Below are 24984 nucleotides of genomic sequence, written 5' to 3'. Positions count from 1 at the left end.
CCCCTCACCCCCACGCCACCACCAACAACCCCACCCCCAACACCAAACACAACGGCGAATAAAACCACGTATCCAACCTCGCAAACCGCGACCCGCTGACCTTCTTGAAAAACCCCACCAACTCCGAATCGCCAATCGCCCTGGCAAACATCACCACGGCAATCGCGCTGATCCCCCATTGCAACGCGCCATGGGACACTGCCGAAAAGTACAACCCTGCCCGCAGGCACACCAGCAGCGCAATCGCGACCAGGCCCATGGCCACGAGGAAGGTGCCCAACGCCGAGGGTTTGAACGCCGGGCGTGGCCCGCTGGCGAATTCGCCGGGCAGTTGGGGGATGGCGGCGAGGCTGCCGAGTTTGCCGCCGGCGGCCCAGTACAGGTGCACCATGCTGATGCAGGTAAACACCCCGACGATCCATCGTGCGATGACAAAGCTCATGGCTGGTTCTCCCTGAAAAGGTGCGAAACAGGATAGTCGCCCTGAGATTTTTTGCAGGCATTTCGTCGGCGGCTGATGGTAAAGTGCCGCCCCATGAAAATCGCCCGTGCCGACCGCTCGCTCATTGCCTGGATGCTTTATTGCTGCGTCCTGTTCAATGTGTTCGCTTGCAGTATTGGACATGGGCAGATGGTGGGGATGCAGCTCAACGGCATCGGCGGGCAGTTCTGTACCGTGGACCCGCGCACCCAGGCGCCCACACCGTCCAACTCCAGCGACGAGAACCTGCCCACCCTGGCCAAAGCGTTCGGCTGCCCGCTGTGCTCCACCGGCGGCATGGGCCCGGCGCTCAATTCCAGCCTGAATGTGGCGGTACTGCCGCAACCGCATGCACCGCCACCGGCAGTTGTCGCCGCCGCTGACATCCCCGCCCGGCTCACCTGGCCCACGGCCCATCCACGTGCGCCGCCCGCTTTTGCCTGATCCCTGCGCTTTTTGATCTGCACCGACCACCGTTTCCGCGAGGAAGTACGGCGGCCGTGCGTTGTTTCAAGCCAAGTTTTTCAGGATTCAACCATGAAACATTTACCCCTGTTGGCGGGCCTGTTCGGCTGCCTGCCTGTCTGCACCTGGGCCATCGAACTGGCCCCCACCACCATTGATGGCGAGCAAACTGCCGAGCCGGGCCTGGCCCTTGACCAATCCAGTGGTGTGGCGTCGCGGTTGGGATTGAGCGTGCGGGAAACCCCAGCGTCGGTGGCCATCGCCAATCGCAACGATATCGAGCGCCATGGCGCCAAGACATTTCGTGATGCGGCCAACACGCTGCCCGGCGTCAACGCCAGCGCGCCGCCGGGTTTTGGTGGGTTTGTGTCGTATCGCGGATTTACCAGCAGCCAGATCACCCAGATGTTCAACGGAATCAACGTTGCCACGGGGTTGGCCCGGCCGGTGGACGCCTGGATTTATGACCGGGTGGAACTGGTGGGCGGCCCCTCCTCCCTGATCAACGGCGCCGGCTCCGTCGGCGGCTCGCTCAACTACGTCACCAAGCTGGCCACCCGCGAGGAACAGGCCGCCGAAGGTCAACTCACCTATGGCAGTTATGACACGGCCGGCATGGCCTTTGGCGTCAACCACGCCCTGACCGAGCCCGGTGCCGACGTGCAGCATTACGCGCGCCTGGATGTAAGCCGCAATACCAACCACAGCTACATCGACCGCGACCAGCGCGACGCCTGGAGCCTGGCGTTTTCCCTGCTCAGCGACCTCACCCCCAACCTGTCCCATACCCTGGCGCTGGAATACCAGGATGAGCATGAAGACAGCCCCTATTGGGGCACGCCGGTGCTCAACCCCAAGGCCGGCGAGCTGAAGATCGACACGCACAACCGTTTCAACAACTACAACGTCGCCGATGGCCGCTACGAGCAACGCACGATCTGGGCGCGCTCGATCATCGACTATCGCCTTAATGACAGCACCACCCTGAAAAACACCCTGTACCACCTCGACAGCCAGCGCGATTACCGCAACCTGGAAACCTACCAGTACAACGCCAACAACAGCGCGGTGAACCGCTCTACCGCCTACCAGGTGCGCCATCAGGGTGAGCAGAACGGCAATCAGTTCGAGCTGCGCCATGACGCCAGCCTCTTCGGCCTGTCGACCACGTGGTCGGGTGGCTTCGAGTACAAGGTCAACAGCACCACCAACACCCCGCTGAATGTGCCAGGCAACAGCACGGTGGACCCGAACAGCTTCGACCCCGGCCACTTTTACGACATCCCGCGAACCCGGGAAAACTTCGGCAAGGACAAGACCAACGAGGTCACCACCAAAGCCTTGTTTGTGGAGAACCGCCTGGGCCTCACGGATAAATTGGCGTTGCTGACCGGGTTGCGTTACGACGCCATCGACCTGGATGTGACCAACCATCGCGTAGTCACCGCCACCAACCCACGCCACTTCAAGCGCAGCTGGGAACCCGTGACCGGCCGCGTGGGCCTGACGTACCAGCTCATCCCCTCGGCCAATGTGTATGTGCAATACAGCACGGCCGCCGAGCAACCGAGCAGCACTACCCAGGTGTTCGATGTCTCGACCGGCAAGCAATGGGAAGTGGGCAGCAAGCTCGATTATCTGGACGGCCGCGGCTCGGCCACGGTGGCTGCCTACAAAATCGAGCGCAAGGACTTTGCCGTCACCGATCCATTGGACCCCACCAGCAGTATTCCGGTGGGCGCGCAGTCGTCCAAGGGTATCGAATTGGCCAGTTCATTGCGCATCACCCCAAGGCTGTTGGCGGAGGGTAACTTCGCCTGGGTGGATGCCGAATACGATGAGTTCAACGAGAAAATCGCCAGCGGCGCCGTAGTCTCGCGCAAGGGCAATACGCCGACCAATGTCCCCCAGCGCGTGGGCAACCTGTGGCTGACCTATGATTTTGCCGAGGATTGGCAAGGCGGCGTGGACGCGCGGTATGTGGCGCAGGTGTATGCGGACAATGCCAATACTCAGACGGTAACGGCCTACACGCTGTTCGGAACATTCCTGCGCTATAAGGTTGACGCGCATACCTCGGTCACCGCTCGGGTACGCAACTTGACGAACGAGGTGTATGCCGAGTTTGCGCATGTGTCGCCAGCGTATTACCTGGGTTCTCCGAGAACATTCGAGGTGGCCGTGCAAACCCGGTTCTAGACCTGGAATGCAATAAAATGTGGGATGGGCGATGCGACGATTCGACTTGCTCCCGATGGCGGTGTGTCAGTTGACAAATTTTTATCTGACCCACCGCTATCGGGAGCAAGCTCCCTCCCACACTACTTCAAGCTCGCCTCAACCTTCTGCGCCACGTCCTCGGTCAACCAGGCTTTCCACACCTGCGGGTGTTCCTTGAGGAACGCCTGCGCCACATCCCGTGGCGCGGTGTGGTTCTCGCTCATGGTGGCCAAGGCTTTGTTCAGCGGCTCGATCGGAAACTCGACCTTCTCGAAGAACTCGGCGATCTGCGGGTGCGCCTTCTGGAACGGCGTGGACACCCCGATACTCAACTTGGAAGCCAGGGAACGGGTGGGCTTGGGATTCGGGTTGTCCGCGTCCGTGAGTGTTTTCCACGCTTCGGCATCAAAGGGTGGTTCCTCCAGTTGGATCAGCTTGTAACGGCCCATCAACGGAGTCGGCGACCAGTAATAGAACAACACTGGCTTGCCGCGACGGATGGATGAGGCGATTTCGGCATCCAGTGCCGCACCGGAGCCGCTGCGGAAATTCACGTAGCTGTCGTCCAGGCCGTAGGCCTTGAGCTTCTGCTTGTTGACCACTTCCGAGGTCCAGCCGATGGGGCTGTTGAGGAAACGCCCCTTGCCTGGAGATTCCGGGTCCTTGAACACGTCCTTGTAACGCGCCAAATCCTTCACGCTCTTGAGTTCCGGGGCCAGTGGCTTGATGCCTTTGGCCGGGTCACCCTTGACCACGTACTCCGGCACCCACCAGCCCTCGGTGGCGCCCTTGACCGTGTCGCCCAGGCCCACCACCTTGCCTTCGGCCTCGGCCTTGACCCACACCGGGCTGCGGCCGGCCCATTCCTCGCCGATCACCTGGATATCGTTCTTGGCCAGGGCGGTTTCCAGGGTGATGGTGGTGCCAGGCAAGGTGTCGGTGGGCAGGTCGTAGCCCTTCTCGACAATCACCCGCAAGACTTCGGTGATCAAGCTGCCGCTTTCCCAGTTCAAATCGGCGAAATGTATCGGGGCCTCGGCGGCCGAAGCCGGCAACGGCGCCACCGATAGCCCCAGGGTCGTCAGGGACACGGCCAACAGCGTTCTCAAACGTTTCATGCCTGCGCACCTCGCAATATCGCGGCCAATAGCGGACGGCTTTGCTGCGTGTGCGCGAAGCCTCTGAATAGTTAAGTCAACTCAACTGTAGTAGAGGTTCCGGGAGATAAAAATGTATCGGGTGTTTATGCATCACTCGCTGGCCTTGAAGGTTACCAATTCACCCTTGCGCCACTTGGCGGCCTTGCCGGTCACGGCCTTGAGGGTCTTGGTCAGGCCTTCCTGCAGTTGCTGATTGGCGGCGAACACCAGCATCACGCTGTGGCCTTCCTTAAACACAATGCCCTGGCCCTCGGTCGAGGAAACAAACGCGTAGTCGCCCAAGCCATACACCGTCAACTTGATGTCACGGAACTTCAATTCAAACTTGCCGCCTTCCCGGCTGGGCAATACCGCCGCACGAAAATGATCACCCACTTTGAGTTCAAGGCGGGGTTTATCATCAACCACCAACGCGGCCTCGGTATCGATTTCGGCAATGTAGATGCCTTCCGGCGTCTGCTCTGTGACGTAAACAAAACGGGACTGAAACAGTTTTACCAACTTTGCGCGCAAATCACCCAGCACGAACAACGCGTGCATATCCAGATTACTGACTGCCAAGGAAACGCCCCCACATCGAAAAAGGCGCCACCCGCCAACGCGGGCAGCACAAAAAACCGGCCATCACGGCACGAGCACACAGCGTATTTCTGAAAAAAAAACTGAAGGAGATCCCACTGTCGCGCCATAAGACTAGTACAGGTGTACGCGATGGACCTTGTGCAAGGTCATCAGGCATCACAGGAGATCACAGGTTCAACGGTCCGAGAATACGGGCCGACCAACTTCAGAGAATAACCCAATTAAAAATGCAGTTTTCCGACATCAACACAAAAACAAATACACGCTCATGGAACCAGGCGTCGGCTGCCGACGACAATACTAAAACAGCTACACAGGTCAAAACTACTCAAAACGCTACAGATGGGTCAACCGGATAGATCGAAAGGAGCAGGCCATGCAACGACCGCACTACCACGCTATGCCTTCGCACACTCGCTCATCAATTCAGCACGAGGCTCAATACTACCCTTTGCAGGGCAACGATGGGTGCCAGGATTCGGTTCTTTACCAAGTCGTACCTGCCGGCAGAAACTTTTTCCATATTCGTGAAGTGCTCAGCGGCCGAATCAAAGGCTTTCGCAGTGACCACATCCAGGCCTGTGAATTGGCAAAAAAACTCGAAGCCAGCCTGCATGAACCTCACGGTGGAATCGTTTCGTCACCCCGATAACTTTACTGCGCCGCCGACCCGCAACAACTGCCATACTGGCCCGTCCACTGAAGTTTGTGCCTTTGGCCCAGGTTTCTACCAGTGCAGTTATCTCCAAGGGAAGGCTCTACGTGACGGAATTTGATATCGGCGAATTTTTCATCCATGGCGACGCAAGAGAGGTTGAAGGCGAATTCCAGGCAGTTATCGTGATGCGGGCCAAGCCACCGCTGAACACCATCACCACGCACCAAGTGGAAAAAGATCGCTGGTTCAAAACTGTCGAAGCCGCCGCCATCGCCGGAAAAGAGGCCGCCCAGGCCCTTAAAAGCGCCGTGGATGCAGGCGCACTGAACGCCTGAAGACTTCCAACAGAACTATGCCGCGTCACAAGCCTCCCATGCATAACGCCCACACCCTTGCATGGAGAACGATATGGACGCGCCAATCCCTACCCTGGAAACCCTGTTCGAACAATTGGGCCTGGATTCATCCCCGGAAGCCATCGATGCGTTTATTGTCGCGCATCCTCTGCCGGAAGACGTGAAGCTGATCGATGCGCCCTTCTGGTCACCCCAGCAAGCCCAGTTCCTCAAGGAAGAGCTTCGCGACGACGCGGACTGGGCAATGGCGGTGGATGAGCTGAACCAACGCCTGCATCAGCCGCACTGAGCCCCCATCAATGCAGGCTGTCTGAACGCTCCAGACGCAACAGTGCCTGCCAGGCAGCCCTGCATTCCTCAGCCTCATCGCGGCTGGCGAACGCAGTGCCGCGCTGCTCACCGTTGAGCAGCACCACCCAACAGGCTCGCTGGCCCAATGCACGCAGGGTTGGTGGGACGCCACTGCCAATCATCACGGCGACATCGACTTTGGTTTGCATGGAGCTTCTCCGTAACATTAGTTAGCTGGCTAACAATGTTGGCCATGCTACGGTTTTCCTCCAGTTAGAAAAAGCTATCCCCGGAATAGCTCCATTGCATAAACGGCAATAATCCCTAGCGCCCGCCCTTGGCCCCTTCCGGTTTATAGCCCAGGCGCAACCCGCCCCAATGCCGGCCGTTGACCATGATCGGCACCGACAGGTCGTGCATCAGCTCGCCGGTGTCACGGGTATAGGTCTGCAACAAGACCGCTTGCTGATGGCTGCCGCAGCGGATGCCGGTACGGTCTTCGAATTTACGTTTGGTACGGTTTTGAACCGCGTCCACTTGGGCGTCGCCGGTCAGCGCCTGGGAAAACGCCTTGTTGTGCGTAGGCACATAGCCTTGGGGCGTGCAGGCGATGGCGAACACCAGGCCTTCGTGGCGTGGCAGCAACGCTTCCTGAATGGCCGGCAACACTTGGTCGGTGTAGCCGTCGAAACGGCTGTGGAATTTGCTTGGGTGGGTGTTGGGGATCGGCGTATAGCTGCGGTTGAACAAGTCATCCAGGCTGATGCGGTTTTGCTGCACATCGGCCTCGAATTGCGCAGCGATCCGGCTCGCGCCTTCGCGCGCCAGGTCGTAGACGCGCTGGTGATAGTCATCCAAGCCGACTTCCGCCAGACGCTCGCTGATGGTTTCGGCCTGCCCTTCCATCTGTACGGCAGCCTCGGCCAACTGGCGGGTTTGCTGGTCGCTCACGGCCAGGTCGCTGCGCATTTGCTCCACCGCATGGAACAGGCTGTCGAGCTGGGCACGGTTGGTGTCGGTGCCCTGGGCGATTTCATTGACCTGGCCTTCCACATCCGCAGCCAGGCTGGCGATGCTTTGCAGTTGCTCGCCGGCATGCTCAACCTGCTCGACGCCGGTGTGCAGGTCGGCCGAGAGCTGGCGAATCTGCTCCACTACCTGGGCGGTGCGTTGCTGGATATCAGCGACCATCACGCCGACTTCATCGGTAGCCGTGGCCGTGCGGCCCGCCAACCCACGCACTTCATCTGCCACCACGGCAAACCCACGCCCGTGTTCACCGGCGCGCGCCGCTTCAATGGCAGCGTTAAGCGCCAGCAGGTTGGTCTGGCTGGCGATGGACTGAATCACCAGGGTCACCCGCTGGATTTCCTCGCTGCGCTGGCTCAAGGCTTCGATCAGCTCGCGACTGGCATTCGCACGCTGGCTGAGCTGATGCATACGGCTGATCGACTGCGCCAGCACTTCCCGGCCTTCGGTACTGCGCCGATGCGCCTGGCTGGCCGCTTGCAGGGCCTCACGGCTGAGTTGCGAGGTGATCTTCTCGGTGCCGATCATCACCTCGGCACTGCTGACAATCTGCTTGGCCGCGCCCAGTTGTGACTGCAGGCGCGCCGCCAGTTGCTTGACCGAGAAGGCCACGCCGGCAGCAGAGAGCGCATTGTGGCTGGTGGTGTAGGACAGATCGCGAGTCAGCTCGCCAATCGCATCACTGGCCTCGGCCGGTGCAATGCGCGGGGCGCGGTGTTTAAGGTTGGGCAGCCAGATCACCAGCAAGGCCAGCGGCAGGCAGAGGTATATCGGCAGGCTGGCAAACGCCAGGCCCAGCAGTACCAGCACCAGGGCGATGCTCTGCATGAGCGGCGTCAGCCAGCCGGGCAACCCGCGCACCACCGGTTGCGGTGGCACTGCTGCGCCCATCAGAGATCCGTCTCCAGCCATCTTCGTCACCCCACTGCTTGTCATTATTGTCGCTGCATTAAACGCCACTATCGGGCCATTATCCATGGGCCTTTAGTGGGGTGGCTTGCAGCAGATCAATAGACGGGGTGTAACGGGGCATATCCCTGGGGCGCCGAATGCGCGGCGCCCCAGCTTCAGCGCATCAGGCTTGGCGCTGGTGCTTGTCGATCTGCTCGTGGCGCTCTTGCGCTTCGATGCAGTATTTGGTGGTCGGGCTGATCAGCAGGCGCTTGAGGCCGATAGGCTCGCCGCTGTCGTCGCACCAGCCAAAGGAGTCTTCCTTGATGCGTTCCAGTGCACGTTCGAGCTGCGGCAGCATGCGCTGGTCGCGGTCGATGGCGTTCACCAGCCAGGTACGCTCTTCTTCAACGGAAGCGGCGTCGGCCGGGTCAGCCGGGGTGTCCAGGCTTTCAATGGCGATACGGTTCTGTTCAATGCGCTCATGGTGTTCCACTTTCATGTCTTGCAGCAGCTGCTCAAAAAAAGCGTGCTGTTCGGCATTCATGTAGTCATCCGCCGGCATGGCCAGCAACTTTTCCTTTGTCATTGATTTCTCTATAAAAAATACGTGCATTAAGGCGAATAAGGGAGCGTTCCGGCCGACCTCTGCAGGTCTCGGAAAGGCGCCGTCCATTCCAAGCGCCACCCGGCACTCAATTTACGAGGGGCGGCAGTCTAAGGCCGACTTGAGGGCGCAGCAACTGAAAAGACAGGCATTTTTTCCGATATAACCCCAAAAGGCACCAGGACGGGCTTGGCGAATGGTTATCGGAGTGCGTTTATAGCAAGAAATTCAAGTTTGTGGAGCTATATAGAAGACAAACGGTTGGATCTGCCGGGTGATTATCAAATGTGGGAGGGGGCTTGCCCCCGATGACGGTATCTCAGCCAACAGATTTATCAACTGACCTGCCGTCATCGGGGGCGAGCCCCCTCCCACATTTAGACCTGCACCAGGCTCAAGTTCATTCAGCGCTTGAGTTTGCGCTTGTTACGGTATTGGTCGATCACCACAGCGACCACGATGATCAAACCCTTGATGATGTCCTGGATATACGCATCCACGCCTACAAAGGTAAACCCGCTGGCCATCACCCCGAGGATCAGCGCGCCGATCACGGTGCCGGTGATGCGCCCTACTCCGCCTGCCAGGCTGGTGCCACCGATCACCGCGGCGGCAATCGCATCCAGTTCATAGGACATGCCCATGCCCGCCTGGCCGGTCGCAGCGCGGGCCGAAGCCACCACACCGGCCAGGCCTGCGAGCAAACCGGCGATGCTGTAGACGATGATCAGGTGACGCTTGACGTTGATCCCCGAGGTGCGCGCCGCCTGCATGTTGCCGCCGATGGCGTAGGTGTACTTGCCGTACTTGGTGTAGCGCAGGGCAATGTGGAAGATCACCGCCACCACCAGGAAGATGATCACTGGCATCGCGCCATGGCCGATGGCCGTGTAGGAATCCGAGAGCATGCTCACCGGCTGGCCTTCGGTGTAGTAACGCGCCAGGCCACGGGCCGAGACCATCATGCCCAGGGTCGCAATGAACGGTGGGATACCGGTGACGGCAATGATGCTGCCGTTGATCGCCCCCGCCAGCAGCCCGACACCCAGGCCCATCGCCACCGGAATCCACACCGGCAAGTCGGTCAGGGACGGGAACACCGCGCGGGAAAAGTCGGAGGTCTGCGCCAAACTGGCGGCGATCATCGCCGACAGCGCCAGCACCGAGCCCGAGGACAAGTCAATCCCGGTGGTGATGATCACCTGGGTCACGCCGATGGCCAGCAGGCCGATGATCGACACTTGCAGGATCATCAGCACCAGGCGCTGGGAGTTCATCAGGAAACTCTGGTCGCGCACGATCCAGCCGAACACCTCAAACACCAGGCCGATGCCGATCAGCACCAGGAAGATGCTCAGCTCGGTCGGCAGTCGCCGCCGGTTCTTGACCGGGGCCGTGGCAGGCTTGTTGTCTGTTATTGCGTTCATAGCCAATCACCTTCTTATTCTGTGCAATTCTTCAGTGGACCGCGGTCATACCCGAGGCCAACTGCATGACTTTTTCCTGGGTCGCATCCGCGCGGTCCAGGGTGCCCATCAATTCGCCCTCGTGCATCACCATCACCCGGTCGCTCATGCCCAGCACTTCGGGCAGCTCCGAGGAAATCATGATTACCGCCATGCCCTCGCTGGCGAGGAAGGAGATCAACCGGTAAATCTCGGCCTTGGCGCCGACGTCGATGCCACGGGTCGGCTCATCGAGAATCAGCAAGCGTGGGTTGGTCATCAGCCAGCGCGCCAGCAAGGCCTTTTGCTGATTGCCGCCGGACAAGGTGTCGATGCACTGCTCCAGCGACGGCGTCTTCACCCGCAGCTTCTTGCACATGTCTTCGCACAGCGCGCGCAGGGCTTTCTGCTGGATAAAACCGTTGCCCGAATAATGCGGCAGCACCGCCATCTCCATGTTCTCCAGCACCGACAGGCACGGGAACAGGCCACTGAGCTTGCGGTCCTCGGTCAGCAGCGCAAAGCCTTTCTCGATGGCCATGTGCGGGTCGCTGATGCGCACCGGCTTGCCGTCGAGGCTGATTTGCCCGCCGTCGCTTGGGGTGATGCCAAAAATCGTTTCCGCCACATTGGTGCGGCCGGAGCCCATCAAGCCGGCGATGCCGAGGATCTCTCCGGCATGCAGGTCGAAGGACACGTCCTTGAACACCCCGTCCAGGCGCAGGTCGCGCACCGACAGCAACAGCTCGCCGATGGGCGTCTCACGCACCGGGAACAGCTGGCTCAGCTCACGGCCGACCATCATCGAGATCAGGCTGTCGCTGTTCATGCTGTCGGCGCGTTGCAGGCCGATGTAGTGACCGTCGCGGAACACCGCCACTTCATCGGCGATGGCAAACACTTCGTTCATTTTGTGCGTGATGTAGACGATGCCTTTGCCCTGGGACTTGAGGTCGGCAATGATCGAAAACAGGTGGGCCACTTCCTTCTCGGTAATGGCGGAAGTCGGTTCATCCATGATCAGGATGTCGGAGTCGTAGGACACCGCCTTGGCAATCTCGACCATCTGCCGCTCGGCAATGCTCAGGTTGCCCACGTGCTCTTCCGGGTCGAGGTTGATGCGCAGGCGCGCCAGCAACTCGGCGGTGCAGCGGTGCATTTCGCGGTGGTTGACCATGTGCAGGCTGTTGAGCTGCTCGCGGCCGATCCAGATATTTTCGGCGATGCTCATGTGCGGCATCAGGTTGAGTTCCTGGTGGATCATCGCGATCCCGGCCTTTTGCGCCGCCAGGGGTGTTTCAAACACGATCGGCTTGCCCCGCAGGCGGATTTCACCGGCGTCCGGCTGATAGATGCCGGCGATGATTTTCATCAGCGTCGACTTGCCCGCACCGTTCTCACCCATCAGCGCCAGCACGGTGCCGGGGCGCACCCGCAGCTGCACGTCGGCCAGGGCCACGACGCCGGGAAAGCCTTTGCTGATGTTGACGATTTCCAGCAGGTAGGGTTCGTCCAGCGGCAACGGCTGGACACCGGGGGGCTGCGACACAGCGGCATGAGCGAGCATAGGGAGGTACTCCATCGGCAAGGCGGGCACGACCGCCCTGCCGGTTTATTGTTGTTATGTAGGGGCTACTTGAAGTCTTTGACGTTGTCCGGCGTGATCAGCTGGAACGGGATCACCACGTTCTGCTCGATGGGCTCGTTCTTGGCCATCTTGCGCGCAGTTTCCACCGACTTGTCCGCCTGGCCCTTGGCATCCTGGAACGCCGACACGGTCATGTCACCCTTGGTGATCGCGTTCAAGCCGTCCGGCGTGCCGTCGACACCGGCAATCAATACGCCTTTTTTGCCTGCCGACTTCAGCGCCATGGCGGCACCGATGGCCATTTCGTCGTTATTCGACAGTACCGCCTGGAAGTCGCGGCCCTGGGTCAGCCAGTCGTTGACCAGGGTCATGCCCTTGTCACGCAGCCAGATACCGGTCTGTTCCTGTTCAACCTTGATGCCGGGGTACTTGGTCAGGACTTCCTTCACACCTTTGGTGCGGTTGGTGGTGGAGTTGTTCGCCAGGTCACCCAGCAGGATCACGATGTTGCCCTTGCCACCGAGTTTTTCGGCGATGTACTGCATTTGCAGCTTGCCGGCCTCGACGTCATCGGAGGTCACGGCGGCGACGCCTGGGGCCAGGGTTGGGCTATCCGGGCGGCGGTTGACGAACACCAGCGGGATTTTCGCGGCGGTGGCGGCCTTGATGATGTTGGCCGTCGAGGCGGTGTCCACCGGGTTGACGATGATCGCGTCGACCTTCTGGCTGATAAAGTTCTCGACCTGGCTAAGTTGCTTCACCACGTCGGCGCGGGCGTCTTCGAACTGCAGCTGCACGCCGTCACCCTTGGGGTAGGACTTGGCTTGCTTGTCCATGTCCTCGCGCAGGTAGGTCAGGAAGGTGTCATCGAAGGCGGACATACTCACGCCTATCTTCAGGTCGGCAGCCGCGGCAACTCCGCTGGCGAGCAGCATGGACAGGGCCAGCGCGGTAAAACGGATCGGGGTCTTCATGAACGGTCTGTCTCCACTTTCTTGTTGGTTTTTTGGACGTTGCGTTTATCAGAGCTCGGCGGGCAGTCGGACGACCGGGGCGCCAGGGATGCAGCAGACCAGCGCGCCGTGATTTTCGACGCACAGCACATTAAGGAAGGAGAAGTAGAACGGCCGGGCGCGGGGCAGACCGCGTGGCGTGTGGGCAGGGCGTAAAACTCGCAGTACAGCGTTGAAGATTTTCATCTGACGGTACCTGGTTGTTTTTGATCTTGTTTTTGTTGAGTCGCCGGGATCGAGTCCAAGACGTACTTTATGCAACCTGGAAAAGACTTTATTGGAAAATAATTTCCATATCAACCTGTTTTAGAATTTTATTCTATTTTTGTTGAAACCACTTGCTGGCGCTCGGCGCTGAGGCGTGCGGCGTCCAATATACGGGTGGTTTCCAGCGCGTCATAGGCATCCACCGGCAATGGCCCCTGCCCTTGCACAGCGGTTTGCAACTGGCGGTAGAACTGTGTCCAGCAGCCCTTCTCCGACGGCACGCGTTCGCGTTCCGGACCTTGCTCGAACCAGCCCCAGCGGCGATGCTCCTCGGCGCCCCAGTGCTCACCTTCGGTTTTCGGCGACTTGCCGGCCATCAGCGCCTCTTCCTGGCCATCCAGCCCGTCCACGGTGTAGCAGCCCAAACTGCCACTTACGCGAAAACGCGGGGCCTGGCTGTTTTGCAGGGCATTGCCCCATAGATGGGAAATCACCCCGTTGGCGTGGGTCAGGGAAACGAAGAAACCGTGGTCCAGCGTAGGGTGTTCTCTGCTGTAGTGCAGCTGCGCAAACACCCGGTCCACCGGGCCAAACAGTTGCAGCGCCTGGTCCACCAAGTGGCTACCCAAGTCGCGCAGCCACCCGCCGCCACTGGCATTGCCCACGGCCTGCGGGCTATAGCGCTCCACGCGGGATTCGAAACGGCTGATACTGCCCAGGGCGCCGGCATCGATGAGTTTGCGCAGGGTCAGGTAATCCGAGTCCCAGCGCCGGTTCTGGTAAACGCTCAGCAGCACCTCATGGCGCTCGGCGGCAGTGATCAGCGCCTGGGCCTGTTCAGCATTGGCGGCAAAGGGTTTGTCGCTGACCACGGCGACGCCATGTTCGATGGCTTCCAGCACCAGGGCCGGGCGGCCTTTGAGGGTGGTGGAGATGACCAACGCGTCAACGCCGGCTTCGACGATCTGGCCGATGGAATCGAAGGCCTTGAGACCTGGGTGGTCGGTTGCCAATTGCTGGCGACGCTCGGGGGAACGGGTGACGACACCGACGAACGTGGCGCCGGGCAGTGTTGCAATCAGCGGCGCATGAAAAAAGCGCCCTCCATGGCCGTAGCCGACTAGTCCGATTCGCATGATTAGATTCCCTCTTGAATTGGAAATCGGATCAAAGGTGGGAGCTGGCTTGCCTGCGATAGCGGTGTATCAGGCAACGAATCTGCCACTGACAGACCGCAATCGCAGGCAAGCCAGCTCCCACATTGACCGTATTTCGTCAGTGGAGCTGTGACTTAGCCGTAGAAGTGCGGACGCTCCGGCAGGCTGACTTTCACAATCTGCTCACTCGCCTGCGCTTCAATACACGCATCCGCCGCCACCGCCGCCGCAAACCCATCCCACGCCGACGGCCCACCGACTTGCCCGGCGCGCACGCTATCAATGAAGGCTTGCAACTCCACGTCATAGGCACCGATAAAGCGATCCTTCCAGTCCATCAGGATGGCATTGGACAACTTCGCCTCGCTGCGCAATTGCACCTGCGAAGGTTCCGGCAATTTGGCGATACCGGTCTCCCCCACCACTTCGCACTGGATGTCGTAGCCGTACTGACAGTTCACAAACACTTCCACGTCGATACGCGTGCCCTTGGCGGTTTCCAGCAGCACGATTTGCGGGTCGCGCAGGTGCGCCAAGGCCTTGCTGGTCTTGCGCGGGAATACCACCTGCACCGACACGTAATCGTCGTTGAGCAACCAGCGCAGCACGTCCAGCTCGTGGATCAGCGTGTCAGTGATCGCCATGTCGGTCTTGTAGTTCTCGCCCACCGTCGGGTTACGGTGCGCGCAATGCAGCATCAACGGTTCGCCGATCTGGCCGCTGTCGATCACGGCCTTGAGGGCGCGGTAGCCTTCGTCGTACGGGCGCATGAAGCCCACTTGCACCAGGCGCTTGCCGTGCGCCACTTCGGCCTCGACGATCTTGCGGCAGCCTTCGGCGGTGACGGCCAAGGGCTTTTCGCAGAACACCGGTTTGCCGGCGGCGATGGCCGCCAGCACGAATTCTTCGTGGCTCGGGCCCCAGGAGGTCACGAGCACCGCCTCGACCTGCGGCGAATTGATCAGCGCATGGCCGTCCGGGTACACCTCGGCGTCCAGCGTCAAATCAGCCACCACCTTGGCCGCTTGCTCAAGGTTAATGTCGGTGACCGCCACCACCTGACTGTTGAGCAGGGTCTGGCTGCAACGACGAATATGGTCACGGCCGATGGCACCGGTACCGATCACTCCAAGCTTCAACGACATACAAACACTCCTCTTGTTATTAGTACTGCCGGGCCTTCGCCAGGTGTTCATTGAGTTTTTTTGCCGCGGCGTTCGTGCGTTCGCTGGTGGACACCTGCGCCACGCCCACCCGCCACCACGACAGGTAGCCGTGGATCATGGTCTTGGGCAATACCTTGATATCGATCAGGGTGGACACGCTTTGCGTGCGCGCATCCGCCAGGGCGGCTTCCAACTGCTCCACGGTGCTGACCTTGTAGGTCTTGCAGCCATAGGCCGCCGCGCTCATGGCAAAATCCACCGGCACCAGGCCGCCGTCGAGCTTGCCGCTCTCGGGGTTGCGGTAGCGGAATTCGGTGCCGAAGCTGTCCATGCCATTGCCGATCTGCAGGTTGTTGATGCAGCCGAACGCCATGTTATCGAGGAGCACCACGTTGATCTTGCGCCGTTCCTGAATCGAGGTGGCCAGCTCCGAGTGCAGCATCATGTAGGAGCCATCGCCGACCAGGGCGTACACCTCTTTGCTCGGCTCGGCCAGCTTTACGCCGAGTGCGGCGTTGATCTCGTAACCCATGCACGAATAACCGTATTCGACGTGGTAGGTGTTCACGCCCTTGCTGCGCCAGGCGCGCTGCAAGTCGCCGGGCAGGCTGCCGGCGGCCGCGACGATAATTGCGTCGTCGGCCAGGCTTGCATTGAGCACACCGAGCACGCGGCTTTGGGTAAGGCAGGAGCCGGTCAACTCGATAAATTCGCGCAGTACCGCACGGTCCAGGTGGTCGTCGACCTCGGGGACGAAGCCATCACCCGCATATTCCACCTGATGCACGCGATCCACCTCGGCCTCCAGCTGTGCCTTGGCATACGCGATCTGCTCGCCCCAGCCGGAACGGTAATCGCCCAAGGCGTCGGCCAACGCTTCGAGGGCGACCTGAGCGTCGGCCAGTACCTGCACAGCGTCCAGCTTCAAGGCGTCGGCAGGGCTGATATTGAGGTTGAGGAACTTCACGTCGGCGTGTTTGAACAGCGATTTCGACGAGGTGGTGAAGTCGGTATAGCGGGTGCCGATACCAATGATCAGATCCGCCTCCGGCGCCAACAGGTTGGCCGCCAGGCAGCCGGTTTCGCCAATACCGCCGAGGTTCAGCGGGTGGCTTGAAACTACCGCGCTCTTGCCCGCCTGGGTTTCGGCGAAGGGAATATCAAAGCGCTCGGCAAAGGCCTGCAACGCGGCATTCGCACCGGAATACTTGACCCCGCCACCACAGATAATCAGCGGTTTGCGCTTGCCTCGGAAGGCGGCCAGCGCGTCGCCGATCATCGCCGCCGTGGCCGGGCGACGATCGATGCGGTGCACACGCTTTTGCAGGAAATAGTCGGGGTAGTCCCAGGCCTCGGCCTGCACGTCCTGAGGCAAGGCCAGGGTCACCGCACCGGTTTCCGCAGGGTCGGTGAGCACGCGCATGGCGTGGATCGCCGCCGTCATCAACTGTTCGGGGCGGTTGATGCGGTCCCAGTATTTGCTCACCGAACGGAACGCGTCGTTGGTGCTGATGCTCAGGTCGTGGAACTGCTCGATCTGCTGCAGCACCGGGTCGGGCTGGCGGCTGGCGTAGACGTCGCCCGGCAACAGCAGCAACGGGATACGGTTGGCCGTGGCAGTCGCGGCGGCGGTGAGCATATTCGCCGCCCCCGGGCCTACCGAGGCCGTGCACGCATAGATCTTGCGGCGCAGGTGCTGCTTGGCAAACCCGATGGCGGCGTGGGCCATGCCCTGCTCGTTGCGGCCCTGGTGCACCACCAGGTCACCACTGTCCTGCTCCAGGGCCTGGCCCAGGCCCAGCACGTTACCGTGGCCGAAAATGGTGAAGACTCCGGCGACAAACTTGCTCTGCACGCCGTCGACTTCGATGTATTGGTTATCCAGAAACTTCACCAGGGCCTGGGCCATGGTCAATCGTGTTGTGGTCATGTTCGCACCTTGTATGAATGCAAATCTGTCGATCAACAGTGATCCAATGTGGGAGCGGGCTTGCTCGCGAATGCGCTGTGTCAGATACAAATTCTTCAACTGATACAGCGCATTCGCGAGCAAGCCCGCCCCCACACTTTGGCCGGCGTCAGGTCCGGGGGGCTTGCAAATGGGCGATGCTTGCGCCGATGGCCTGCTGGATATCGGCCAGTTCATGCACGCTGGTCGCAAATGGCTCGAACGACAAGTAGCCGCTGTAACCGCTGCTGAGCAAGGTGTCGATCTGCGCGGCATTGCCGAGGATATCGCCCTCGCCCACCAGCACGCGGTGGCCGTCGCGGATCGAATTGAGCGGCGCCTCGGCATCCTCCACGCCGGAGATATGCACCAGCCCGGTCAGTTCGGGGAAGAACTCATGCTCGTTGGCCAGGTGGTGGTGGAAGGTGTCGTGCACCACGCGGAACACATCCAGGCCACCGATGGACTTGATCGCGTCCACCGCCACGCGTTTGCGGCGCAGGGCCGACTCTTCGAAGCCCAGGGGTTCGACGAACCCGAGAATCCCATGCTCGCGCAGGATCGGCGCCAGCTCGCTCAACGCTGTGCGTAAACCGGCGGCACGCTGGGCGTCGTTGCGGGTGTCGCCGGGTTCGTTGAGTGGGCACATCACCAGGCCCTGGGCCCCGCATTCACGGGCGTACGTCGCCAGTTCGAGCGCCTGGGCGCGGCGTTCGTCGTTCCACACATCAAAGGGGTACAGCGCGTTGATCGACAGCACCGTGATGCTCTGCTCAGCGCACAATTCACGCACGCGGCTGGCCGGGGTGCCGTACTCGATTTCGCGATTCTTGAGGTCGTTGCGGATCTCAATGGCATCGCACTTGAGCGCGGCCGCCAACTGGATGAAATCCGGCAGGGACAGGTTGGGCGCGACCATGCGGTTCAGGGCAAAGCGTAGAGGCGACTTCATTATTGTTGTTCTCCGTCCAAACCGGTTAAAGGTCCAGCAGCCAGCTGTGCTGCGGGTCGTTGTGGAAATGCCAGGCACGTTTGGGGCCGGCCATCACGTTCAGGTAGTAGGACTCGTAGCCATAGGGCACGCTGACCGGGTGATACCCCTTGGGCACCACCACCAGGTCGCTGTTTTCCACGGCCATGGCCTGGTCGATGCTGCGATCGTCGGTGTACACCCGTTGGAACACAAAGCCCTGGGGTGGGTTGATCTGGTGGTAGTAGGTTTCTTCCAGGAAGCTCTGGTGCGGCAGGTCGTCGGTGTCGTGCTTGTGCGGCGGGTAGCTCGACGAATGCCCGGACGGCGTGCGCACTTCCACCACCAACAGCGAGTGGGCCGGTGAAGTGTCCGGCAGGATGTCGCACACGTAGCGGGTGTTGGCGCCTTTGCCGCGCACGCTGCGCTTGCAGTCCTCGGGGCGGATCAGGCGAGGCGTGTACCCTTCGGCACCCGGCGCGGCGCAGACGGCAATCTGCACATCGCTCAAAGCGCTGACCTGGGCATCGGTACCGGGCGGCAGGTACGCAGCGAACGGCGATTTTTCTTCGAACACCGACTGGCGATCCCCGAGGTTCTGCCAGTTGAAACCTTCACCCTGGATATTCACCCGGCCGCTGAGCAGCACCAGGCACAGTTCTTGGTCACCGGCGCTGACCGGCAAGGTCTCGCCCAGGCTCAGGCGGTAGGCTTTGAACCCTACGTACTCCAGACGGCCTTCTTCCAGGGCAACCATGGTTTGCCCGCGTTTGCTGCTTTTAACCAACAGGCTCATCACTTAGTCCTCTCACTGAGAAGCGCGCGCAGGGTGTCATACCCCTTTTTCGCGTAGATATAGCTGGGCGCCACCGCCGGGTCCTGCTCGGCTTCCACCACCAGCCACCCTTCGTACTTGGCGGCCAACAGTTCATCGAGCAACGGCGCAAAGTCGATATCACCGTCGCCGGGCACAGTGAAGGTGCCGTTGACGATGCAGTCCGGGAAGCTCCACATCTGGTTGCGCGCCAGTTGCACCACCGGCTTGCGCACGTCCTTGAAATGCACGTGGCATACACGCTCGATGTGTTTGCGCAGCACCTCCAGAGGCTCACCGCCGCCCATGTAGCAGTGGCCCGAATCGAACAGCAAGCCGACTTCCGGGCCGGTACGGCGCATCAGTTGGTCGATGTCTTCCGGGGCTTCGACGTAAGCGCCCATATGGTGGTGGTAGGCCAGGCGCACGCCCTGGGACAGGGTGAATCGCGCCAGTTCAGTGAGTTTGTCGGCGTAGTCCTGCCAGGCCTGCTCACTGTGGAAACGCGGGCGTTCGATCAGACGGATGCGTGAGCCCTGGATCGAATCGGCAACTTCGCCGTACACCAGCACCTTGGCGCCGTTCTGCTTCAGCAGCTCGACGTGACCGGCGATGGCCTCGATTTCCTCCGCGACCGAGCGCCGCGCCAAGCGGCTGGAATACCAGCCGGACACCAGCGCCAGGTCATACGGGCGCAGCACGTCGCCGACGCCCTTGGCATCCTTGGGGAATTTGCCGTTGAGTTCAAAACCTTCGTAGCCGATCTCCTTGCCCTCGCTCAAGGCAGTGCTCAAGGGCGTTTCACCGCCCAGGGCCGGCAGGTCGTCGTTGCTCCAGGAGATCGGGTTGATGCCAATTCGGATTGCGGGCATGGCTGCACCTTTATTATTTTCAGGTATTACTGAGATCTGCTTTCTGCTTTCTGCTTTATGTGGGAGGGGGCTTGCCCCCGATAGCGGAGTGTCAGGCAACACTTCTGTAACTGAACTACCGCTATCGGGGGCAAGCCCCCTCCCACATTTGAATGTATTTCACATTAAGAAGCGTGTTTAGGTTCGAGCACTGCGCCAGGCGTTGATCAGCTGTTCGAACGTGGCCTGCACCTGCTGAATCAGGGTTTCATCATCAATTTCCCCCGCCATCCATGCCTTGCTCGGCGCCTGGAAAATCGTGCGGCCCACGGCAAACCCACGGCAGGTGGTGCTTTGACTGGCTTGCTGGAAGCCATCGGCAAGAAATTCGGCCGACGCATTCAGGCCCAACAGCACCACGCCACGGCAGTACGGATCACGTTCATGGATCAGTTCGTCGAGCTTTTTCCAATCCTCGGCCGACTGCGCTTCGATCTTCCACCACGCCGGGTAGATGCCCAGGTTGTACAGGCGCTTGAGGCTGCGGTAGAGCACATCGGGGTAAGTCGACGGGTGATCCTTGGGCGGGATGACTTCCAGCAGCAACTCATGGCCGCTGACCAGGGACGCCTCGTACACCGCCTTGAGCTGCGCTTCCTGCTCCAGGCGCAGCATCGGCTCGTCGTCGGGGTGGTATTGCACCAGGCACTTGATGATTTGCTCCTGGGGCCAGGCGATCAGGTTGCTGCCGATCGAACGACCATGCTCGAACGCCAGCGGACGTGAGTTCTGCACTTCTACCGGGCGCGCGATCCACCAACCACGACCGCTGGCGGCGTTGAGCGCGTCCTGGCCGAAGCGTTGGTCGGCCAACAAGCCCACGTCAGCCTCGACGCCCTGCTCGGCCAACTTGGTTTCCACGCGCTCGATGGCCTGGATAAACAGCTGCTTGATATCACTGATGCGTGCCGGGTCCTGGCCGCCTTTTTGCGCCAGGTCCACCAGTTGCCAGCGGTGGTCGAAGGCGAACACGAACAACTGCTTCCAGGCCTTGCGCGGCACGCTGACACGGTGCAGGCGTTGCAGGGTCAGGTCCTGGTCGGGCCGGGTAATCGGCACCGGGCTGTTGAACAGGTAATCCAGTTCGGCAGGGGTCGGCATCGCCGGTGCGCAGGCGTGGCGCGACACCACCAGGCCGCCGCAGGCATTGGCCAGCTGGCTGCAACGCTCATCGCTGGCATCGTTCAGCCAGCCACTGAGGAAGCCCGACATAAAGGCATCGCCAGCGCCCAGCACGTTGAGCACTTCAACCCGTACACCGGGGTAGATCGCGCCGTCTTCCAGGCGCGCAGGGATGGCGCCGTGGATCACCGTGCAGCCCTGCGGGCCGAGCTTGACTACCAGGGTCGCCGGGGTCAGTTCGCGCACGGTGCGCAGCGCGGTGAGCAGGTCTTCACTGCCGCCGGCGATCAAAAATTCTTCCTCGGTGCCAACGATCAGGTCAAACCGCGGCAGGATTTTCTGCACGTGCTGGCTGACATTCTGGTCGGCCACAAACCGCGTCTCGCCATCGGCCTTGCCCGCCAGGCCCCACAGCACCGGGCGGTAGTCAATATCGAGGACACGCTTGACGTTGTGCTTGGCCGCGTAATCCAGGGCCTGGATGCTGGCCTTGTACACGCTGTCGGTGGAGAAATGCGTGCCGGTGATCAGCAAGGCCTTACTGGAGGCAATATAGGCTTCGTTGATGTCTTCGGCGCGCAGGGCCATGTCGGCGCAGTTTTCGCGGTAGAACACCAGCGGGAAGGTTTCGCGGTCCTTGAGGCCCAGCAGCACCAGCGCGGTGAGGCGTTCCGGGTCGACCTTGATGCCGCTGACATCGCAGCCTTCACGGGCCAGGGACTCCACCAGGAAGCGACCCATATGGTCGTCCCCTACCCGGCTCAACATCGCCGAACGCAGGCCCAGGCGGGCCGTGCCGAAGGCGATGTTGGCGGAGGAACCGCCGAGGTATTTGGCGAAGCTGGACACGTCCTCAAGCCGCGCACCTACTTGCTGCGCGTAGAGATCGACGCCCAGGCGCCCCAGGCAAATCAGATCCAATTGACGCCCACTGGCAAAACGAGTCTGGCCCATGCTGGCTCCTGTTATTTTTATCAGCCTGCGTTGTGCCGCCGTGGCGACGGCAAACGCTCTTGGTGGGAGCAGACTAGAACGTCCGGCGGCCGCAATCAATATTTATTCCATAATTATTTTTAGTGGAATATTTTTTCCAATAAGCCAGCATAATGGCATGCCAGCCGCCGTGCATCGTTTCAGCAGGCCACGCGGGCCGTGATGCCGGGGTATTTTTTTGCGCCTACCCTGTAGACTTGCCCTACCCATCAGCGCATCAGAAGAACAACGCCAGAAGGATTGCCCATGTCCCGCACCGATCCCGAGACCACCCTGGAAGACACAGTCGCCAGCCCTCCGATCAATGCCGAACGTCTGTTGCAGCTGATTACCGACGAATACGAGAGCCTGCCGCGCCAGCTCAAACGCATCGCCAGCTACATGAGCCAGCAAAGCGACCGGATCATGGTGGACCGCATCAGCGATATCGCCCGCGAGTGTGAAGTGCACCCGTCGGCCATCGTGCGCTTTTCCCAGCGTTTCGGTTTCAGCGGCTTCAGTGAGATGCAGGCGCTGTTCCGCGAGGCCTACACCCACAAGACCACGCCGGTGCAGAACTACCAGCAGCGCATTCGCAGCATGATCGCCAACAAGTCGCAGAAGGCCAGCGGCGGTGACCTGGCGCGCGAATGCGTGAATGCCACCCTGTCCGGCATCGAACGGCTGGGGCTGGAGCTGGATGATGTGGCGTTCGACAAGGCCGTGGACCTGGTGGTCAACGCCGACAACATCTACGTGGTCGGCGTGCGCCGCTCCTTTGCCGTGGCCGATTACCTGGTCTACAACCTGCAGCACACCAACAAGCGTATCCACCTGATCTCGGGCCTGGGCGGCAGTTATCGCGAGCAGATGCGCAGCGTGCGCGCCAATGACCTGGTGATTGCGATCAGCTTTACGCCCTACGGCAAAGAGACGCAGCATTGTCTGCGCATCGCCCAACATCATCAGGCCAAGACCCTGATCATCACCGACAGCAACCTGTCGCCCCTGGCCAAACGGGCAAACGCGGTGCTATTGGTGAATGAAGGCTCATCGTTTGCGTTCCGCTCGTTGAGCGCCACCTTGTGCCTGTGCCAAGCGCTGTTTATTGCGGTGGCGTACCGGTTGGAATTGAAGGTGGATGAGATTCATGAGCAGGTCGGGTTTGATGACTGAGCCTGTGGCGAGCGGGCTTGTTGTAGCAAGTGAGCTTGTTGTGGCAAGTGGGCTTGTTGTGTCAAGTGAGCTTGTTGTGGCGAGCGGGCTTGCCCGCGTTGGGGGCGCGAAGCGGCCCTAAAACCAGCCGCCGCGTCCTACCTGGAGTAACGCGGTGGCCTTATTGGGGCCGCTTCGCAGCCCAACGCGGGCAAGCCCGCTAACCACAATAAGTCTGCTAACCACAATGAGCATGCTGACCACTACAAGCCTGCTGGCCGCGGTGAAGCCAGTTAAGCCACCATCAACAATTGCGTGAGCACTCGGCCATGAAAACGGATCTGCGCCAGCGTCAACGCGGTGTAGCCGATGATCACCGCCGGCGGCAGGCGCGCGTTGACGCAAAACTTGCCCAACCCTTGCAGGGTCAAGCCGACGGCCGCGGCGCGGGTGCAGAAATCCTCTTCTGCCACACCCGCTGGTAACCACAGCACAAAATGCAATCCGGCCTGTTGGCCGCTGACGGCCCAGCGTCCGCCGAGGCATTCGAGCAGCGTATCGCGCCGCGCCTGGTAAGCCTGGCGCGAGGCGCGCAAGTGGCGCACAAAGGCGCCGCTGCCGAGAAATTCGATCAAGCCCAACTGATCGGTGACGCCCACCGAATGCCCGGTCAGTTGCAGGGTGCGCATTAACGGTCGGCGCAAAGCGGTGGGTACCACCATGAACCCCACGCGCAAACCGGGAAACAGGTTCTTGTTGAAGCTGCCGCAGTAGATCACCCGGTCGCCGCCATCCAGGGATTTAAGGGCCGCCAGGGGCGCGCTGTTGTAGTTGTATTCGCTGTCGTAGTCGTCTTCCACCACCCAGGCATCGGCGCGTGAGGCCCAGTCCAGCAGCGCCAGGCGGCGCGATACCGACAAGGTCATGCCCAGCGGCGCCTGGTGCGCCGGGGTGACGTAGGCCAGCCGCGCGCGCTCGGGCAGTTGCGCGGTCTCGAGCCCCTCGGCCGTCACGGCAATCGCCTGCACCTGCGCGCCCGCCAACGCGAACAGACGCCGCGCCGGTGGGTAACCGGGGTCCTCGACACAGGCAATATCGCCGGGTGTGAGCAGCGTGCGCGCGATCAGGTCGAGGGCATGGCGAATGCCCGTGGTGACGATCACTTCATCCGCTTCGCAGTGCATGCCGCGATGGCTGCGCAAGTATTCGGCGATCTGCGCGCGCAGCTCAGGCAAGCCCGCCGGGTGCGCCGCCTCGAGCGCACCGGGGCCGACCGCGAGCAGGCCACGGGAGATACACCGGGCCCAGGTTTTCAAGTCGAACAGGCTGGCATCCGGGCGCCGCGCAACGAAGGGCACGTGGCTCTGCACGCCCGTTTGCGGGCGGTCCACTTGCACCTCGCGGCGCGGCTTGGGATGAGGGAGTGCGGCGGCGATAAATTGCTCGGGGATCACCGCACACACCCGCGTGCCCGACCCCGCCACCCGCTGCACATACCCTTCGCTGTGCAGCCGCTCGAACGCCGCTTCCAGCGTGCCACGGGACACCTGCCAGCGCTCGGCCAGGCTGCGGGTCGACGGCAAGCGGCTGCCCGCCGGCAACTGCCGGGTCAGAATAGCCGCGCGCAAGGCCTCGTAGGCACCCTGCTGCTTGCCTGTGTGCAAGCTGTCGGGACGTGGCAGGTCCAGGGCAGAAGCGGCTTTTCCTCGGCTCATAGTGGTCCAATCTTTATTGGGTTAAATGGCTCTAAGGATTAAACCACAAAGCCAATAGAGT

General features: G+C 61.0%; 25 protein-coding genes. 7 read left to right on the top strand and 18 right to left on the bottom strand.

The window, feature by feature from the left end; genetic code table 11:
- Window positions 1-4: 4 nt before the first annotated feature.
- Complete coding sequence (locus tag CXQ82_RS12370) at window positions 5-442, bottom strand: DUF3995 domain-containing protein (RefSeq protein WP_101269279.1); 438 nt, start codon at window positions 440-442, stop codon at window positions 5-7.
- Window positions 443-535: 93 nt separating this feature from the next.
- Here CXQ82_RS12370 and CXQ82_RS12365 point away from each other — a divergent pair, with 93 nt between their 5' ends.
- Entirely contained in the window at window positions 536-925 is a 390-nt protein-coding gene (locus CXQ82_RS12365; protein ID WP_101269277.1) for a DUF2946 domain-containing protein, read from the top strand.
- A 93-nt stretch (window positions 926-1018) separates the two neighbouring features.
- Window positions 1019-3145 carry a TonB-dependent siderophore receptor gene (locus CXQ82_RS12360; RefSeq protein WP_101269275.1) on the top strand — a complete coding sequence of 709 codons (2127 nt, stop codon included), beginning with the start codon at window positions 1019-1021 and terminating at the stop codon, window positions 3143-3145.
- Between the two features lie 122 nt (window positions 3146-3267).
- Here CXQ82_RS12360 and CXQ82_RS12355 read toward each other — a convergent pair whose 3' ends face one another.
- Window positions 3268-4284 carry an ABC transporter substrate-binding protein gene (locus CXQ82_RS12355; protein WP_101269273.1) on the bottom strand — a complete coding sequence of 339 codons (1017 nt, stop codon included), beginning with the start codon at window positions 4282-4284 and terminating at the stop codon, window positions 3268-3270.
- A 132-nt stretch (window positions 4285-4416) separates the two neighbouring features.
- Complete coding sequence (locus CXQ82_RS12350) at window positions 4417-4866, bottom strand: hypothetical protein (RefSeq protein WP_177409954.1); 450 nt, start codon at window positions 4864-4866, stop codon at window positions 4417-4419.
- 418 nt (window positions 4867-5284) lie between these two features.
- Between CXQ82_RS12350 and CXQ82_RS12345 the strand changes: the two genes are divergently transcribed.
- The 3 genes from CXQ82_RS12345 (at window position 5285) to CXQ82_RS12335 (ending at window position 6211) form a co-directional block, all read left to right on the top strand.
- Window positions 5285-5560, top strand: a complete 276-nt coding sequence (locus CXQ82_RS12345) for a hypothetical protein (protein ID WP_163034650.1) — start codon at window positions 5285-5287, stop codon at window positions 5558-5560.
- A 110-nt stretch (window positions 5561-5670) separates the two neighbouring features.
- Complete coding sequence (locus CXQ82_RS12340; protein WP_101269268.1) at window positions 5671-5901, top strand: hypothetical protein; 231 nt, start codon at window positions 5671-5673, stop codon at window positions 5899-5901.
- 73 nt (window positions 5902-5974) lie between these two features.
- The gene (locus CXQ82_RS12335; RefSeq protein ID WP_101269266.1) at window positions 5975-6211 is read left to right on the top strand and encodes a DUF2789 domain-containing protein; all 237 of its coding nucleotides are present in this window, start codon (window positions 5975-5977) and stop codon (window positions 6209-6211) included.
- Between the two features lie 7 nt (window positions 6212-6218).
- Here the strand turns inward: CXQ82_RS12335 and CXQ82_RS12330 are convergent, their stop codons facing one another.
- The 14 genes from CXQ82_RS12330 to iolC all read right to left on the bottom strand — a co-directional run bounded on the left by CXQ82_RS12330 (window position 6219) and on the right by iolC (window position 22035).
- Window positions 6219-6422 (bottom strand): hypothetical protein, encoded by a 204-nt coding sequence (locus CXQ82_RS12330; RefSeq protein ID WP_101269264.1) that lies wholly within the window; start codon window positions 6420-6422, stop codon window positions 6219-6221.
- Between the two features lie 115 nt (window positions 6423-6537).
- Entirely contained in the window at window positions 6538-7770 is a 1233-nt protein-coding gene (locus tag CXQ82_RS12325; protein WP_371917357.1) for a methyl-accepting chemotaxis protein, read from the bottom strand.
- Between the two features lie 547 nt (window positions 7771-8317).
- The gene (locus CXQ82_RS12320; RefSeq protein ID WP_010564800.1) at window positions 8318-8722 is read right to left on the bottom strand and encodes a TraR/DksA C4-type zinc finger protein; all 405 of its coding nucleotides are present in this window, start codon (window positions 8720-8722) and stop codon (window positions 8318-8320) included.
- Between the two features lie 422 nt (window positions 8723-9144).
- Window positions 9145-10167 (bottom strand): ABC transporter permease, encoded by a 1023-nt coding sequence (locus CXQ82_RS12315; protein WP_094952516.1) that lies wholly within the window; start codon window positions 10165-10167, stop codon window positions 9145-9147.
- 31 nt (window positions 10168-10198) lie between these two features.
- Entirely contained in the window at window positions 10199-11752 is a 1554-nt protein-coding gene (locus tag CXQ82_RS12310; protein ID WP_101269259.1) for a sugar ABC transporter ATP-binding protein, read from the bottom strand.
- A gap of 65 nt (window positions 11753-11817) precedes the next feature.
- The gene (locus CXQ82_RS12305) at window positions 11818-12747 is read right to left on the bottom strand and encodes a sugar ABC transporter substrate-binding protein (protein WP_101269257.1); all 930 of its coding nucleotides are present in this window, start codon (window positions 12745-12747) and stop codon (window positions 11818-11820) included.
- A 48-nt stretch (window positions 12748-12795) separates the two neighbouring features.
- Window positions 12796-12972, bottom strand: a complete 177-nt coding sequence (locus tag CXQ82_RS31415) for a hypothetical protein (protein ID WP_163034651.1) — start codon at window positions 12970-12972, stop codon at window positions 12796-12798.
- Between the two features lie 128 nt (window positions 12973-13100).
- Window positions 13101-14129, bottom strand: a complete 1029-nt coding sequence (locus tag CXQ82_RS12300) for a Gfo/Idh/MocA family oxidoreductase (RefSeq protein WP_101269255.1) — start codon at window positions 14127-14129, stop codon at window positions 13101-13103.
- Between the two features lie 155 nt (window positions 14130-14284).
- Window positions 14285-15295: a Gfo/Idh/MocA family protein gene (locus CXQ82_RS12295; protein WP_101269253.1), complete on the bottom strand. Its 1011-nt coding sequence runs from the start codon at window positions 15293-15295 to the stop codon at window positions 14285-14287.
- A gap of 19 nt (window positions 15296-15314) precedes the next feature.
- Entirely contained in the window at window positions 15315-17246 is a 1932-nt protein-coding gene (gene iolD / locus CXQ82_RS12290; protein ID WP_101269251.1) for a 3D-(3,5/4)-trihydroxycyclohexane-1,2-dione acylhydrolase (decyclizing), read from the bottom strand.
- Between the two features lie 148 nt (window positions 17247-17394).
- Window positions 17395-18216 carry a TIM barrel protein gene (locus CXQ82_RS12285; protein WP_101269249.1) on the bottom strand — a complete coding sequence of 274 codons (822 nt, stop codon included), beginning with the start codon at window positions 18214-18216 and terminating at the stop codon, window positions 17395-17397.
- A gap of 25 nt (window positions 18217-18241) precedes the next feature.
- On the bottom strand, window positions 18242-19030 hold the full coding sequence (gene iolB, locus CXQ82_RS12280) for a 5-deoxy-glucuronate isomerase (protein ID WP_101269247.1): 789 nt from the start codon (window positions 19028-19030) through the stop codon (window positions 18242-18244).
- Entirely contained in the window at window positions 19030-19920 is an 891-nt protein-coding gene (gene iolE / locus CXQ82_RS12275; RefSeq protein ID WP_101269245.1) for a myo-inosose-2 dehydratase, read from the bottom strand. Before iolE ends, iolB begins: the two co-directional genes overlap by 1 nt.
- A 177-nt stretch (window positions 19921-20097) precedes the next feature.
- Complete coding sequence (gene iolC / locus CXQ82_RS12270) at window positions 20098-22035, bottom strand: 5-dehydro-2-deoxygluconokinase (RefSeq protein ID WP_101269243.1); 1938 nt, start codon at window positions 22033-22035, stop codon at window positions 20098-20100.
- Here iolC and CXQ82_RS31250 point away from each other — a divergent pair.
- Window positions 22034-22237, top strand: coding sequence for a hypothetical protein (locus tag CXQ82_RS31250; protein ID WP_133250602.1), 204 nt, complete (start codon window positions 22034-22036; stop codon window positions 22235-22237). The genes iolC and CXQ82_RS31250 overlap by 2 nt on opposite strands.
- A gap of 83 nt (window positions 22238-22320) precedes the next feature.
- A complete protein-coding gene (locus tag CXQ82_RS12265; protein WP_017735816.1) occupies window positions 22321-23229 on the top strand; it encodes a MurR/RpiR family transcriptional regulator in 909 nt (302 codons plus the stop codon).
- Window positions 23230-23501: 272 nt separating this feature from the next.
- Here CXQ82_RS12265 and CXQ82_RS12260 read toward each other — a convergent pair whose 3' ends face one another.
- Entirely contained in the window at window positions 23502-24923 is a 1422-nt protein-coding gene (locus CXQ82_RS12260) for a PLP-dependent aminotransferase family protein (RefSeq protein WP_101269241.1), read from the bottom strand.
- Between the last annotated feature and the right edge of the window lie 61 nt (window positions 24924-24984).

Source organism: Pseudomonas sp. S09G 359, from assembly GCF_002843605.1.
In the GTDB taxonomy this organism is placed as follows: Bacteria; Pseudomonadota; Gammaproteobacteria; order Pseudomonadales; family Pseudomonadaceae; genus Aquipseudomonas.
The sequence above is the reverse complement of the archived record's forward strand: the minus strand, read 5'-3'. Positions and strand labels throughout refer to the sequence as shown.